The sequence below is a fragment of the Flavobacterium sp. GT3P67 genome, assembly GCF_004349155.1.
Lineage (GTDB): Bacteria > Bacteroidota > Bacteroidia > Flavobacteriales > Flavobacteriaceae > Flavobacterium > Flavobacterium ranwuense.
In genome coordinates, this window is sequence record NZ_SMLF01000013.1 from 1 (window position 1) to 14248 (window position 14248).

General features: G+C 34.8%; 11 protein-coding genes. 2 read left to right on the forward strand and 9 right to left on the reverse strand.

The genetic code is table 11. The annotated features are described in order from the left end of the window. From E0H99_RS16160 to E0H99_RS16195, 9 genes are all read right to left on the reverse strand, one after another. The coding region (locus E0H99_RS16160; RefSeq protein ID WP_205728705.1) for a SprB repeat-containing protein at nt 1–1401 on the reverse strand (1401 nt) is incomplete at its 3' end. Between the two features lie 1013 nt (nt 1402–2414). Then, nucleotides 2415–4811 carry a glycosyltransferase gene (locus E0H99_RS16165; RefSeq protein ID WP_131998017.1) on the reverse strand — a complete coding sequence of 799 codons (2397 nt, stop codon included), beginning with the start codon at nt 4809–4811 and terminating at the stop codon, nt 2415–2417. A gap of 171 nt (nt 4812–4982) precedes the next feature. Beyond that, nucleotides 4983–5105: a hypothetical protein gene (locus E0H99_RS17590; RefSeq protein ID WP_262711316.1), complete on the reverse strand. Its 123-nt coding sequence runs from the start codon at nt 5103–5105 to the stop codon at nt 4983–4985. A gap of 1083 nt (nt 5106–6188) precedes the next feature. Then, a complete protein-coding gene (locus tag E0H99_RS16170; protein WP_131998020.1) occupies nt 6189–6383 on the reverse strand; it encodes a hypothetical protein in 195 nt (64 codons plus the stop codon). A 112-nt stretch (nt 6384–6495) separates the two neighbouring features. Continuing rightward, nucleotides 6496–6681, reverse strand: coding sequence for a Thivi_2564 family membrane protein (locus tag E0H99_RS16175; RefSeq protein WP_131998023.1), 186 nt, complete (start codon nt 6679–6681; stop codon nt 6496–6498). A gap of 221 nt (nt 6682–6902) precedes the next feature. After that, nucleotides 6903–7331 (reverse strand): ferritin-like domain-containing protein, encoded by a 429-nt coding sequence (locus E0H99_RS16180; RefSeq protein WP_240723501.1) that lies wholly within the window; start codon nt 7329–7331, stop codon nt 6903–6905. 157 nt (nt 7332–7488) lie between these two features. Beyond that, complete coding sequence (locus E0H99_RS16185) at nt 7489–9663, reverse strand: catalase (RefSeq protein ID WP_131998029.1); 2175 nt, start codon at nt 9661–9663, stop codon at nt 7489–7491. A gap of 66 nt (nt 9664–9729) precedes the next feature. After that, on the reverse strand, nt 9730–11406 hold the full coding sequence (locus E0H99_RS16190; protein ID WP_131998033.1) for an FAD-dependent oxidoreductase: 1677 nt from the start codon (nt 11404–11406) through the stop codon (nt 9730–9732). Between the two features lie 727 nt (nt 11407–12133). Then, nucleotides 12134–12340, reverse strand: a complete 207-nt coding sequence (locus tag E0H99_RS16195; RefSeq protein ID WP_131998036.1) for a hypothetical protein — start codon at nt 12338–12340, stop codon at nt 12134–12136. Nucleotides 12341–12862: 522 nt separating this feature from the next. Here E0H99_RS16195 and E0H99_RS16200 point away from each other — a divergent pair. Both E0H99_RS16200 and E0H99_RS16205 read left to right on the forward strand, forming a co-directional pair. Further along, entirely contained in the window at nt 12863–13414 is a 552-nt protein-coding gene (locus E0H99_RS16200) for an RNA polymerase sigma factor (RefSeq protein WP_131998039.1), read from the forward strand. Between the two features lie 337 nt (nt 13415–13751). After that, nucleotides 13752–14246 (forward strand): RNA polymerase sigma factor, encoded by a 495-nt coding sequence (locus tag E0H99_RS16205; protein WP_131998042.1) that lies wholly within the window; start codon nt 13752–13754, stop codon nt 14244–14246. Nucleotides 14247–14248 lie beyond the last annotated feature (2 nt).

Here is a 14248-nt window from a genome sequence, read left to right on the forward strand (position 1 = left end):
GGTATAGGTACCTGCTGTAAGTCCGGTGAATACTCCGGAAGCCACGTAAGTAGCCCCATTATCACTTGAATACATCAAAGTTCCAGTTCCTCCGGATGCCGTGATGGTAAAGCCGGTATTGGCTACCCCAAAGCAAAGTGGATTATTGGCAACCGCAGATGATACCAATATCGGTGGTGGTTCAGCCAGAACTACCGATCCTGTTGCTATACATCCTTTGGAATCTTTTACTTCCCATTGATAAGTACCTGCTAAAATATTACTAAGATCCTCAGTGCTTGCTGTAAAATTATTGGGACCTGTCCATGAATAAGTATAAGGACCTATACCTCCTGTTACAGTAAGATTTATTGAACCAAACCCTCCATTACAAGCTGGATTAGTAGCAACTGCCACTGCTTTTGGATTTGAGTCTACTATGAATTGAATGGGAGCTCCCGGGAAATCTTTCAATTCAGATTGTTGTGAGTTTCCAGAAGATCTAGTTCTAATAAATAATGTACTGAGTGAAAAACAAGGGTCTTTTGCAAGGCCGAACACTTGGGTAAGATTGATAGCTCCCTCAGCCCATTGATTCACACCATAATCTCCACCTATACCGGTTCCATTGGGATCGCTACCATATACATCAAAAGGTACATGGGTTATTGAGGTATTATTAGTAATGAAAATTCTACCCAGAAATTCTGAGTTTGGATGAATTACATATTCAAAACCACCTCCTGCTTTAGCAGTCCATACACGAATTACTGCATTTGCATCGCCACCACCATTGGTAAACTCGATAGTGATCAGAATGTCACCGACCGTACGACCGCCGTCGGTACCTAAAGAAGTAAAACTTCCACTACCTCCAGTAATTGTTCCATTTGCGCTAGTAGTTGCGCCAGTGATAGTCAATGATTTCTGCAAAAACTCGAAATCAATATAACTACTACCATTAGTAACCTGACGGTCACCAGCAAATAAAGCCCATAAATCAGTTGATAATCCACCTAATGCAGGATCTCCATAAGAAAAATGAGCACCTGCATTTTGGATTTCATTTTTGTTTGGTGAACTTCCTGGACCCCAAGTATAAGTATTGGGATTGTCATTAATTTTATTGGATGCAGTAAAAATGGTTAAATCGTTTATATACCTATCCTGCAGGAAAAAAGTTTGACCGGGATACAGGAGTTCCCCAGTTAATGGGTTAATCACACCGTGACCAGAAACGGTAGGATGCTGAGAGTCAAATAAGTCACCTATATTTTCATACCCAGCAGGAGAATGAGCAAAAGCATCTCCATCAACTCCAGAACCATTTTTAGGCGATATTACAGGCACTATACCTCTAATAGATCCTTGTGCATTAACCGTACTATTTGTCATTAAAATTGTCACCAATAATAGTGACATAGTAAGCCATCGGTGCCAATAAAGACACCATAATCTTGATAGGTAATCTAAAGGATTTCTCTTATTAAATTTTTTTAAATTTAATTTAGAAATAGTGTTTTTCATTAAAAAACAACTTATTATTTTGTTGTATAAGAAATCGAAAAACTTAAAAAATGTATTCTTTTTCATAATAATAGTATTTTAACACCATATATTTGATTTAATTAGGAAGTAAACAGATTTAAGGCGAGTACACATCTTCAGATAAAATAATGAAGGCAACCATCATCAAAAGAATGTTTTTATCAGGACGATAAAAACACCTTTATCATTTACCGAAATCGATTTGTAAAAATTTATTAGATTAATTTCAAAACGATTAAATTAAAACAGGTAAAAAGGTTATTACTGGGAGGTACACATTGGGGAAATGTATCTAACCATTACTAAGTCATCTTCAAGTAAAAAATAATTGAAGTGAACCCTCAAACATAGGAATATAAAATGTGGGGAACAAAATCTATCTCCTAATATAAACTTAAAGTCGTCTAAAAAACAACTTAAATCGAATAAGTTTTTGTGGAACCAAAGTTAGGTATAACATCAAAAAAAAAAAACTAAATAAGACAACATTCTATTATTTCCGACAAAGTACATATTTCGTTAAGAAAAGCTTTGCAGTAATAAAATATTAATAATAAATAGTTTGTTAATTATCTGACTATTAATTAATTAGTATTTTTATTACATAAATTATTCTAATAATTAAATTATGTTAAAAGCAACAAATTGCTCTTCTATTTTTATCGTTTTATAGCGTTTTATATTGATTTTTAGATGACAAATTTGGATCTTTTAGTTTAGGTAAGATCTCGTCAAATATTCCAAAAAAGCAAATATTTATATCAGATAAAAATAAGCCATCCCAATGTGTTGAGACGGCTTATTCTAATACAAATACTTGATTATTATATGTAAGCTAAAAGATAAGTGTTTCTTTTATTACTAAGAATTCTTTTAGTATTAACACATTATGCAAATTGATTTTTGCTATTCAATTTCAAATAATGCTCCATTTGACTTTCTGTGGCACTCGAATGTTTAAGTATTTTTTTGAATGTTTTTTTAACTGTCAGTCTTGCCATTAAATAACTTACTGTAGATTCTGCCCCTTGGTTCAAATTGATGTAAGTGTCTTCCAGTCCATCATAACATCCTCCGGTACAGGGGTTATAAATAATTTGTTGCAAATGATTGTTTCCTAAAAACCAGCTGAAAGCAATTTCCATTTTTTGTAAATAGACATCGTCTTTAAAGGCATCATAGAATTTGCTTAATGCCAAAATTGTATAGGCTACATCTATGGGTTGTTCGCCTCCTACTGGTATTGAGATAGCCTCCTTTTCTTTATACAACCATCCTTTATTAGAAACTACTTTTATGCAATCTTCTCTGAATATTTTTGACAAAAGAAAGTCAAATGAGGATTTGGCAGTTTCTTTATAAACAGCATCTCCAGTTGCTAACCAAGCGCACAATAAGGCTTCGGGCAAAATGCTGTTTCCATAAGTAAGATAGCTCTCGAACCAAGCCCAATCTTTGTCGGATTCGTGTCTGTACATTTGAACCAATCGATTGGCCAGTTCTGTTATTAAAACTACATTTTGTGCCAATTTATTTTTTGTATTACTATAATACACTCCTTTTATTATAAATGCCATCGCTCTTGTAGAATGTATTTTATTGACATTCAACAAAGCGGTATACAGGGTAGTTTGTGCTGCTTTCGCTAAATCTTTTGGTATCAAATCACCTATAGAAATCAAGTATCCCAATGCCCATATCGCTCTTCCATTGGAATCGGATAGGTTAGTTGTATCATTTTGATTTGTAAATTGGCGATATTCATCTACATAATTTAAGAAATGTCCTTCAGGCTGCATGCAATATTTGATAAAATCAAAATAGATATAGATGTATTCTAAATCAGCTACGTCTTTTGTTAATTCAAAATGTTGGCACATTGCAACCATTGCTCTTGCGTTATCATCTAATGTGTAGCCGGAATTTATATCTGGCTGATTTATATTTGAAAACTGAATCATTCCAAAAGAAGTGGTTAATTTTTTTATGTGATCCAAATTAATTTTGGGAATTTTATAATGCAAAGAGAGCGTGTCTTCTGCAATTTTTTCGAATAATAAAGCGTGAGCAATTGCTGCATTTTCCCATGCTGTTGGTGCTATTTTGTGCAATCCGTTGGCACTGATGTTTTTTCTTAATTGCTCGTCAAGTAACAAATGGTTTACTTCTGCGGCTAATTGTTGAACGTTTCCAAAATCTACAATAATTCCAGATCCACCACACAATACTTCGCAGGCATGCGGAATCGGGGTGGAAACAATTGGGCATCCGCAACTCATGGCATAAGAAAAAGTGCCACTGACAGCTTGGTTTGGATCTTTGGATGTAAACAAATAAATATCAGTAAGCTGTAAATATTCCAATAGATCCGATAGGGACAAATAGCGATTTATAAATTGTACATGATTTTGCAGTTGCAGGGTTTCAATCTTTGCTTCAAGCATTAATCGATATTTTTCCCCTTCTTCTTTTGCGACAGATGGATGTGTCTTTCCAATAATTAGAAACAGTACATCGTGATTTTCTTTGATTATCTTGGGTAACGCATCCAGCGTGGTTTCAATGCTTTTTCCAGAACTAAGTAATCCAAAAGTGGAAAGTACGTTTCTACCCGTTAATTTATATTTTTCCTTCAAAAGTGCTTTGTCAGAATGAGGAACTAAATGCGTTCCATGCGCAATAATGGTGATTTTTTCTGGAGCAATCTCGTAATCATTCATTAAAATTTTTGCGGATGAACTGGTCATTACAATAATAGAATGAGCCGATCCGGTTATTTTTTTTACGTTTTCTTTTAATAATTCATTTGGATTTGGCAATACGGTATGAAAAACAATGATTACAGGTTTTAGAACAGTATTTAAAAACTGTCTAAAATCGGCCTCGTTCTTTCTAAACAACCCAAATTCATGTTGTACCAATACAATTTGAATAGCAGTGTTATCATTAATTTTGGATGCTAAATTTTGGAAAGCATTTGAATGGTCTGTATTGAGAATATATTGTGTTGGTTCGGAGTAAACATGTTGCTCATTTTTGGATTCTAACGGACAAATTTTTATCTTGAATGAATATTTGAATTTGTTATTCAATACCTTAATCAAATCTTGAGAATATGTCGCAATGCCACATTCGCGAGGAGGATACGAAGTAATAAATAAAATTTCGGGCAACTTCTTTTTAGTCTCAGGAATATATATAGCATTGGACCCAGAAGAATATCTTTTTTTTTGACTTCCTGCAGATCGTGCATTGGAACTTTTAGTTGTGATTCTGTTTCTCATTTTTTTAGTATTAAGCATTAATTCTTTCAGTAATTAATATTGACCAACAGATGTGAAACCTATCAGTTCGTCGGCAGCGCCTTAATAAAGTTAAAGTGTATCTCTACATAATGCCGTATCAATAGGGAAACATACATTATTTACATCTTCTTTCAATTCTCATATCAATTCTCATATCAATTCGGGTTTAAATGAAGGGTAAGGCAATCGAGCAATTTCTTTTATCGAATTTTGTAAGTCCATTACCGCAGCGCAAGCAGATAAATAGTATATTTTCTTTTTACCTGCTATCATGATTCCTTATTTTGATTGGCTTCCTTAAAAAAAACATTAGTAAGAAGACAATAACTTTTAGAATTTTTTTCGCTATTGAAATGTAAAGTTCGATTTCTAATGTTAAAATCTGTTGCAAAAATCTGTTAAAAAGTTGTATTATTTACTTATTATCAAGTTGTTATAAAAGAAACGCCCCAAATTAATGTTGTTGGGTTATAAGCCATGTCAACCAGCTAGGTGTTTTGTATAATTACTTCGCAAAATCTTGCTTAGGGATTCCTTGTGAAGCAAATAAAATATTTAAAATCCTTGTACTTAGACATAGATTTTTTTGCAAAATTCTTAAAACAAAAAAGCCTATTGATGACTAATAGCCTTCTTCTTCCAAACTAACATTGAACCAGTTAATATATCTCTTTAATACGATGTTTTCAATTAGACTCTTCTGTTTTTGCACGACCAAAAGAAGTTTTATTAATCACTATTTTGGCCAAATCTTATAGTTTTAATCTAGTTTCAGAGATTGCTCAACCAGCTAAGTATCTTTTTACAGAATCGGTATAACCTTGTGAGAGATTTAAGTTGTAGACAATCTGTATCATTACTGTCTGTATCTCTCAATAAGCAAGTATGTACTTTTGTAACGGTTTAATAGGTTTTCCAACTCGTCTAGTTGAATCAAAGTATCTATTTTTAGTTTATCGTTGGTATTTTTGAAGAAAAGTGTACTGGCGATATCCGTAATTTTTTGGTATCCCGAGGAATAATTTCAGGACAACCTTTGTTTAGGATAGTACCTTTTGTAGTTAGACAACGGTTATCAATAGTGGGAAAGCAGTCTCTATCAGAATCAGGACATTTACCGTCTCTATCTGATGCGCCAAAGCGTGCATTTTTTATAAAAAAATTAGAAATGCAAATCAATTACTAATTTATATAGGTATTTCAAAAGCATTTACTGATTAACGAGTAGGAAGCTCTAGTTCCTTTTAGTTGTTAATAAACGGAAGGTTGAGAAACTCCTATGTTTTAGCTGCCGTTAGGACAACCTGGAAATCAGATAAATACTGTTAAATTAGTTGTTTTTTTTTATTTAAAAAACTATGATTCATCTTTTGTTGTACGAACTAAGCTAATGCCTGATATGAAGAATATAAGACCCAATATACCATAAATGACGAGCATTTTAATGTCACGTGTACCGCCAGAGGTATCCATAAATATTACTGCAGTATAAATAAGACCACCTATTCCGAGAGCAGTAAGTAACGCTCCAAAGATTCTTTTTAGATTCATGATTTTCAGTTTTAAAGGTTTGTTGATATATAAAATTTAATTTTTGTATCGGATTATTGTTTTTTGAAAATTGTTCGATTTCAGAACTAATATATGAATGCAACATGGATTTTTATACCTGTACATCCATCAGGCTGTTGAAAAGCCCAAACACCTTGAGAAGCCAAATAATCACAACAATAATAACCACAATGTTAAGTATTTTTTTGATTGTGCCATCCATAGGTATATAGGTATTGACAAGCCAAAGAAGAACACCTACAACAATTAATACAAGTAATACAGTAAGTAGTGACATAAAATATGATTTAGAAGTTAATTAAAAGTATCCCGGTTAATTCCAGAAAGCATTATATAATTTAAAAAATAAGTTACATTATTCACGCATTTAAAATGAAGAGGTTAATGTCATTGGTATCATATCAAATGATGCTGTTAATTTTAAAGGAAGATAAATAGGGCAAGGGATAAATTCATCTCTTGCCGCTATTTAAACCTATTTTATAAAATTTATTAATGCTAGGACGACATATCTCGTAAGCCTTTTACTTTGTCATGATCGGCTTTTATTAATGCGTATTGTGCTTTTAACAGGTCTTGATGTTCGGAAGTAATGTCTTCAATATCATTTTTTAATACTTTAACATAAGTAGCTACTGCAACGTCCTCACCAAACTCGCATGAATTGAGTATTGCTTTACGGTCCTTACCAGTTAGTGCAGCTTTGACGTCCATCCAGACTCTAAAAAATTTGCCGGTTGTCCGGGTTCCTTCAATTGGTGTTCCTCCCAGTTTTTGAACTTCGTTAACAAGTTCTGTTTTGCATTTTTGACTGGTTTTCATTAATTGAGAGAACAAGGTTTTTAAATCTTTTTCTTCCGTCTCCTCAGAAGCGGTTTCGTACCCTTCAATTCTGTCGTTGTTGATTTCGATGAGTGTGTTTAACACGTCAATTGATTTTTCCTTGTCCATTTTATTTATTTTTAAATTGTTAAGAATAATTATTATTTATTGTTAATTTTTGCCGTTAATTTTCGAACTTTAGATTCATCTTTATTATTATTATTATTATTTATCCGAATTATTTGCCGTGTGATAATTCATCCTAAGCAGGAACCTTACCCGTTTTTTCTCGCTCCCAAAACCGATGTTGTGCAATTGCTTTTATAAATTCTTTAGCATCACGATTAAGCAACACTCCAATTGTAAGGTTGTTTTTATCTGCTTTGTCTTCGTTTTGAATTTTAACTCCGGCAGCAGTCAGATAGACGAAATCGGCCCCAGCTCCATCAGCAGCTATCGCTTTACAATGTTTATACGCTTCATTAATGAAATGGATAGCATCAGGTTCTTCTTTTAATGCAGTAGCACTTTGCTTCCCATCCGGCACATATACTGCGTCAAATAAAACGGAAGCTGCGGTCAGAAAGCTTTGATCCACTTTTATTTGTTTGCCCGTTGCCGCTGCAATAAATCCTAAGTGAGGCGCAATAATTTTTGTCTGTGCTCCTGCGGCTTCAAGTGCTTCTCTCATGGTATTTAATGAAATTTCATCAATCCCATCTGCGGTAAGTATCGCTACCTGTCGGGTCTTAATACTATCCTTAACTGTATTCTCCATACTTAATGCTGCTGAACTTTGCAATGTAGGTTGCACTTTTATAGGTTGAAATTTCATTGGATCGCCATCAGCAGGAATACTTTGATTCATTGGTTGTTCAGGTGCTTTTGGAACCGGTATGCCTAAGCCTTCCGCAACTTTTGCAGCAAGCGTTTTGTCCACTTGAGTAAGCATTCCTACTACCCGCACACGTATTGCTTCTGTTTCCAGTTTGCCTAATTCAAATCGCAAGGCATCGATAATATGATTTTTTTCAGGTTCGCTCTGGCTGTTGTAGAATAATGTTGCCTGACTGAAATGATCAAAAAAACTTTGACTGCGTGCACGGACTTTTCTGGCATCAATACGCTCATTGTAGGAAACAAATCCTCCATCCTTCGTTCCGGCTTGGAACGGACATCCATTTCCTGTCGTGTTAGGATTATAACTCGACTGACCTGCATTAATGGTTTGCCTCATTATTCCATCACGTTGATTGTTGTGAACAGGTGCAATGGGACGATTGATAGGTATTTCATGAAAGTTAGGACCTCCCAGTCGGCTAAGTTGTGTGTCTGTGTATGAGAATAATCGGCCTTGTAATAATGGGTCATTACTGAAATCAATTCCGGAAACAATATGACCGGGATGAAAAGCTACCTGCTCGGTTTCCGCAAAAAAATTATCAGGATTACGATTCAATGTCATTTTGCCAATTATCTGCACAGGAACAATTTCTTCAGGAATAATTTTGGTAGGATCAAGCAAATCAAAGTCAAACTTATGTTCGTCTTCTTCCGCTACAATCTGCACGCCAAAATTCCATTCCGGAAAGTTACCAGTTTCTATTGCTTCCCATAAATCTCTGCGATGATAATCAGTGTCTCTTCCTGAAATTTTTTGTGCCTCATCCCACGTAACAGAATGAACACCCAACACGGGTTTCCAATGAAACTTTACAAATACTGATTTATTATTTTCATTTATGAAACGAAAAGTATGAATGCCAAATCCCTCCATCATCCGCAAGCTTCTCGGTATAGCACGATCGCTCATCGCCCACATAATCATGTGCATGCTCTCTGGCATCAGGGAAACAAAATCCCAAAAGGTGTCATGCGCGGATCCTGCCTGCGGCATTTCGTTGTGCGGCTCCGGTTTTACAGCATGAATAAGATCTGGAAACTTAAGTGCATCCTGAATAAAAAATACAGGAATATTATTCCCAACTAAATCATAGTTGCCTTCTTCGGTATAAAACTTAACTGCAAATCCTCTCGGGTCACGTGCTAAATCCGATGAACCTCGTGAGCCTGCAACGGTGCTGAACCTTACAAATACGGGAGTTTGCTTGCCTGGAGTTTGCAGGAATTTGGCTTTAGTATATTTTGTCATGGATTCGTGTAGTTCAAAATATCCATGTGCCGCACTTCCCCTGGCATGCACAATGCGTTCTGGAATTCTTTCATGATCAAAGTGCGTAATCTTTTCACGAAAGTGAAAGTCTTCCAGTAAAGTTGCGCCACGTTCGCCTGCCTTTAAAGAGTTTTGATCATCATTAATACGCAAGCCATGATTCGTGGTTAAAAATTCACCTTGACCATTCTCCGTGTTTTTAGCAAGGTCATTAATTTTAAGATTGTCGATCTCTTTTGTTTTTGATGGTTCTTTCTTTGCCATAATAAATGAATTTGTTAATTTATTTTACTATTTGAAATGAGTGTTGTTTTAGGCAGGTATTAACTTTTAAACTTCACGTTCTTTGTTAATAATGATTTTTTTTAGATCGGAGGTTGCGGGTCCATTTATTACTTTGCCTTCATTGGTAAAACGGGAGCCGTGCATAGGACAATCAAATGTTTTTTCGTCAGCGTTCCATTGCAATATGCCACCTAAGTGAGGACATACTGCAGTGCAGGTATGAAGATTATTTTGTTCGTCACGATATACTGCTATTTTTTTAAATCCCGAGGAAATAATCCCACCTTCACCGGGTTTAAAATTGCCTACTTCTTTTATATGTTCTGCACTAAACCAGTCTACATATTGTGCCACCATGTTTCCCACTTCGTGCAAATAATCACCGGTGGTTTTTAATGTAATGCGAGACGGACTGTACATTTTAATCCAAGGATTTTCTCTTCCGGTAATTATGTCGGTGATTATCATTCCGCCAAGGGTTCCGTGTGTCATACCGTTGCCGGAATCACCAGTTATGATATAAATGTTATCGTCGCCTGGATTCTTGCCAATGTATGCTAATGAATCAAGGGGTTCCATTACCTGACCTGACCATTTGAATTCGATTGTTTTAATAGTTGGAAAATGTTTCTTTGTCCATTTCTCCAGTTTATCGTAGCGGTCTTCTTCTTTGATATGTTCATCGTCAGCCTGCCCCGTGCGATGGTCTTCTCCTCCAGCAATCAACATATCATAGTGTTCATCAAATTCTTCTAAACGAACATAATGATAAGGCTTAGATATCCATTTTGAGTCTTGATCTCCTGTGTCCCACCACAATGCATAAGGTAGTTTTCCTTTTGGAATTTTGGCAGCGATCACATACGTGCGATAAGGCCATTGTTTGGTATGCATGGTTACCCAGTCATTAATGGGGGTATTCGTTGCCACTACAATATGATTTGCTTTTACTTTAAAACCGTTTGCAGTAGCTCCTTCGTTGGTGATGTTTTCCGCTTTTGTTTCTGTATATATTTTTCCGCCTAATTTTATAAAGGCATTCGCCAATCCTTTAAGATAAAGAAGCACATGAAACTGTGCCTGGTCTGCAAACTTAATGCACCACTTATTTTTTTCAGCCGCAAGGGACGGAACGGAATTCAACATCTCGGTAATAAGTCCCGCACGTTTTGTAGCTTCATATTCCTTTTCTAATGTTTCTTTGGTATCAGAAGGGTGTAAAAACAAATAGCCATCAACTCTTTTAAAATGGCAATTAATTTTATGATGTTTAACGGTGTTTGCTATCCATTCAATAGCAGCCATGTGACTATTGGCAGCTAATTGCGCAGTATGCTCATCGAAAATTTTTTCCAATTCAAAATAATGATCATCAAGGGCACAGGTAATATGAGCCGTGGTTCTTCCGGTTTCTCCGCTACCAATAAATCCGTCTTCAACCAAAATTACCTTACGTCCTTCCTTTGCAAGACAATAAGCAGTGGTAAGCCCAGCGATTCCTCCACCTATAACTAAAATATCAGTATCAAGATTCTGGTTTAATTTCTCGAAAGCTATTGGCTTTTTGGACGATGAAAACCAAAAGGAAAGATTATCTCCCGAGGTAATAGTCCCATTTACGGGTTTGGAAGCAGATATATTCTCAGGAGCTTTAACATGAGTTTGTAACACGCCAGGAGTGGCTTTGTCTGTTGATTTTATTTTTGCAGTAGGTTTTTTCATATCCGTTTTGCTTTAATGACTTTCATTGTTTTTCCGCCAATGTGAAATTTATTGAAAGAAATCTTCCATTTTATTTTGAAGATTTCTTAATAATTCCTGGTTTAAATTTTTCCGGAAATTCTTTAACGATGCCGTCGGCAAGTATATCTGACATTTCTAGAATTTCATTATGTACTTTATGATAAACAATAACTTCAGCATCGTAATTTTTTTTAATGCTTAGTTTTGCTTCGTGGGTTGTTAGTTTTAGTTTACCTTCAGCTCATACCGGTTTCCTTTTTACTTCTGGTATTTTTTTTGAGTTATAAATTTACAAAAATAAATTTAACAATATAAAGTAAGTGTCTCATTTTTAGAAAATTATAGTTTTTTTTAACACATCATAAACTCGTGGTCTTTTGCGGTAATTTTTTTAGATAACAAAATAGAGCGTCGCTTATTAAGCAACGCTCTTTGTTTTATTGGTCTGTTCCGTCTGGATAGCAACTTATACCATTACGGCATATGTTTTAGCCTATTCGATTTGGTATAATGCCGATGTATATTTCATTTAGTTCTCCGCAGCGGCTTCAGTGTAGGCGGTTTGCATATCACTTACAGAGGTGGTTAATCTTGTGGCATTAGTTACTCTGCATGGAAGCGGATCTACTGCGTCAACGGTGTATATTGTCCCTGTTACTTCTGAACATTTTAGTAGAATAGCAGCTCCGGTGATAGGGCTTGAACCTTAAGCGCCAATAACGGCAGATTTATAAACGTTAGTAATTCCTGTTTTTGACAGAATCACAAATTCGCCTGAAACACCTAGATTTATACCTTGTAATCCACCAACACTTGACTGAGAAGCAACAGTTTCATTTACTGCAGATATTTTAGTCATCAGCGAAGCCGATTTTTCAACTAACGCCATCTCAGCTGTTATATTCTCATCCATTTCGTTATTGCAACTGGACATAAATACAACCAGCAGCATTGCTATGGAAGGGAGTGCATTTTTGAATTTCATAACTTTGTTTATTAGATTAGTACGTAATTATCACAAAAACAAAGGTGAATGCTTAATTTTTATATAAGCTATGTAATTATACTAAAAAGTTATGACATTCAGACTAAGAACGCAAGGGATTAAAGAGTAATGGAAGACTACATTTTATCAATATACTAGCTTAATTCTTTTTCTATTTTTTGGTATTTGAAAATGTAGATATGCAAAACGAAATAGGAAGTCTATATTGAATTTCAAGATCTTGCAAAGTGAAATTTTAAGAGAAGGAAAACTGTAACTAGAGATGGGTATAAACCAAATTCAGAATGATAAGTTTTTTCGTAGTTATATATTATTTAATGATTAATTAAAATTAAAAATAGATTCAGTAATTAATTAAATTATTAATATTGCCCGATTATTTACGTAAAATAACATAAATCAAGGGATACAATAACTATATAGTAATTTTTGGATAATAAGGAATCAATATCAGACCAGTTACCCGATGAGGAAATATTGTTCTCTCTAATGGATAGGTATTATAACGAACTGTTTCGTTATGGTGTTAAATTTACGGCTGATGTGGAGATGACTAAAGATGCCCTGAATCAATTTTTCATCCATTTATGGGATAATCGGGATAAATTGCAGCATGTTGATAACCTAAAAGCATATTTATTTGTCTCTTATAAAAGGTGGCTTATTACCCATCTTCAAAGATCACAAAAGCACCGTGTACTTTCTCTTGACGATAATCATGCAAATGAACTTTCTGAACAATCTTATGAAGAGTATCTGGTTAAACAAATCGAAGAGGAAAAGATTGCCCAAATTTTAAAAAATGCCATAAAAAGTCTTCCTGCAAGACAACGACAATTATTGCAATTGCGTTTTTATGAACATATGAGCTTTGAAGAAATAGCCGAGGAGACCTCACTTTCTGTAAGGACTGTTTACAATAAACTGCACGAGGCAATCAAAAGACTACGGGTACATCAGCCCATTGAACGATTGCGCTAATAATTTTCGCGATCATTACCGTCGTTATTTATTCCTTTTTTCAACTGGATTTTTTAACAACTTTTACCCCATTTTCTTGGAATTTGTCTTTTTTCCTTTCATTTAAATAAAAAAACTTCTTAAAAACGGGTAAAAAAGCACTGACTTTCTATCTATTATTAAAACCTTATCAAAATAATTTTCAGAAAGGTCGTATTTATACTACTGGAGTGACAACCCGGAACAAATTTATTTTTTTAAAGGAGCTAAAAAAACTTGATATGTCATTTCACCCGGGGGTAATATCTTCAAAATTACATTGGATCAATTGATTAATGAAAAATCATTATTTGCCTTAATGGATAGGTACTATAACGAATTGTTTCGGTATGGTGTTAAATTCACGTCTGATGTCGAAATGACCAAAGATGCCCTGAATCAATTCTTCATTCATTTATGGGATAATCGGGATAAATTGCAGCATGTTGATAATCTAAAAGCATATTTGTTTGTTTCATACAAAAGATGGCTTATTACCCATCTTCAAAAATCTAAAAAACACCGTGTACTTTTTCGGGACAATATTTTCATAAAGGAACCTTCTGAACAATCTTATGAAGAGTATCTGGTGAAACAAATCGAAGAGGAAGAGATTGGCTTTGTTTTAAGAGATGCTATCAAAGGTCTTCCTGCAAGACAACGTCAATTATTGCAATTGCGTTTTTATGAGCATATGAGCTTTGAAGAAATAGCCGAAGAGACATCGCTTTCTGTCAGGACTGTTTATAATAAACTGCATGAAGCTATTAAAAAACTTCGAACAGTTGAATGTATAGAACGGTTGCGCTACTAATT

Coding starts and splice junctions, on each gene's coding strand:
- E0H99_RS16190 (WP_131998033.1), bottom strand. CDS start 11,406: ATGAAAAAACCTACTGCAAAAATAAAATCAACAGACAAAGCCACTCCT.
- E0H99_RS16205 (WP_131998042.1), top strand. CDS start 13,752: ATGGATAGGTACTATAACGAATTGTTTCGGTATGGTGTTAAATTCACG.
- E0H99_RS16165 (WP_131998017.1), bottom strand. CDS start 4,811: ATGAGAAACAGAATCACAACTAAAAGTTCCAATGCACGATCTGCAGGA.
- E0H99_RS16175 (WP_131998023.1), bottom strand. CDS start 6,681: ATGTCACTACTTACTGTATTACTTGTATTAATTGTTGTAGGTGTTCTT.
- E0H99_RS16185 (WP_131998029.1), bottom strand. CDS start 9,663: ATGGCAAAGAAAGAACCATCAAAAACAAAAGAGATCGACAATCTTAAA.
- E0H99_RS16170 (WP_131998020.1), bottom strand. CDS start 6,383: ATGAATCTAAAAAGAATCTTTGGAGCGTTACTTACTGCTCTCGGAATA.
- E0H99_RS16195 (WP_131998036.1), bottom strand. CDS start 12,340: ATGGATGAGAATATAACAGCTGAGATGGCGTTAGTTGAAAAATCGGCT.
- E0H99_RS17590 (WP_262711316.1), bottom strand. CDS start 5,105: ATGATAGCAGGTAAAAAGAAAATATACTATTTATCTGCTTGCGCTGCG.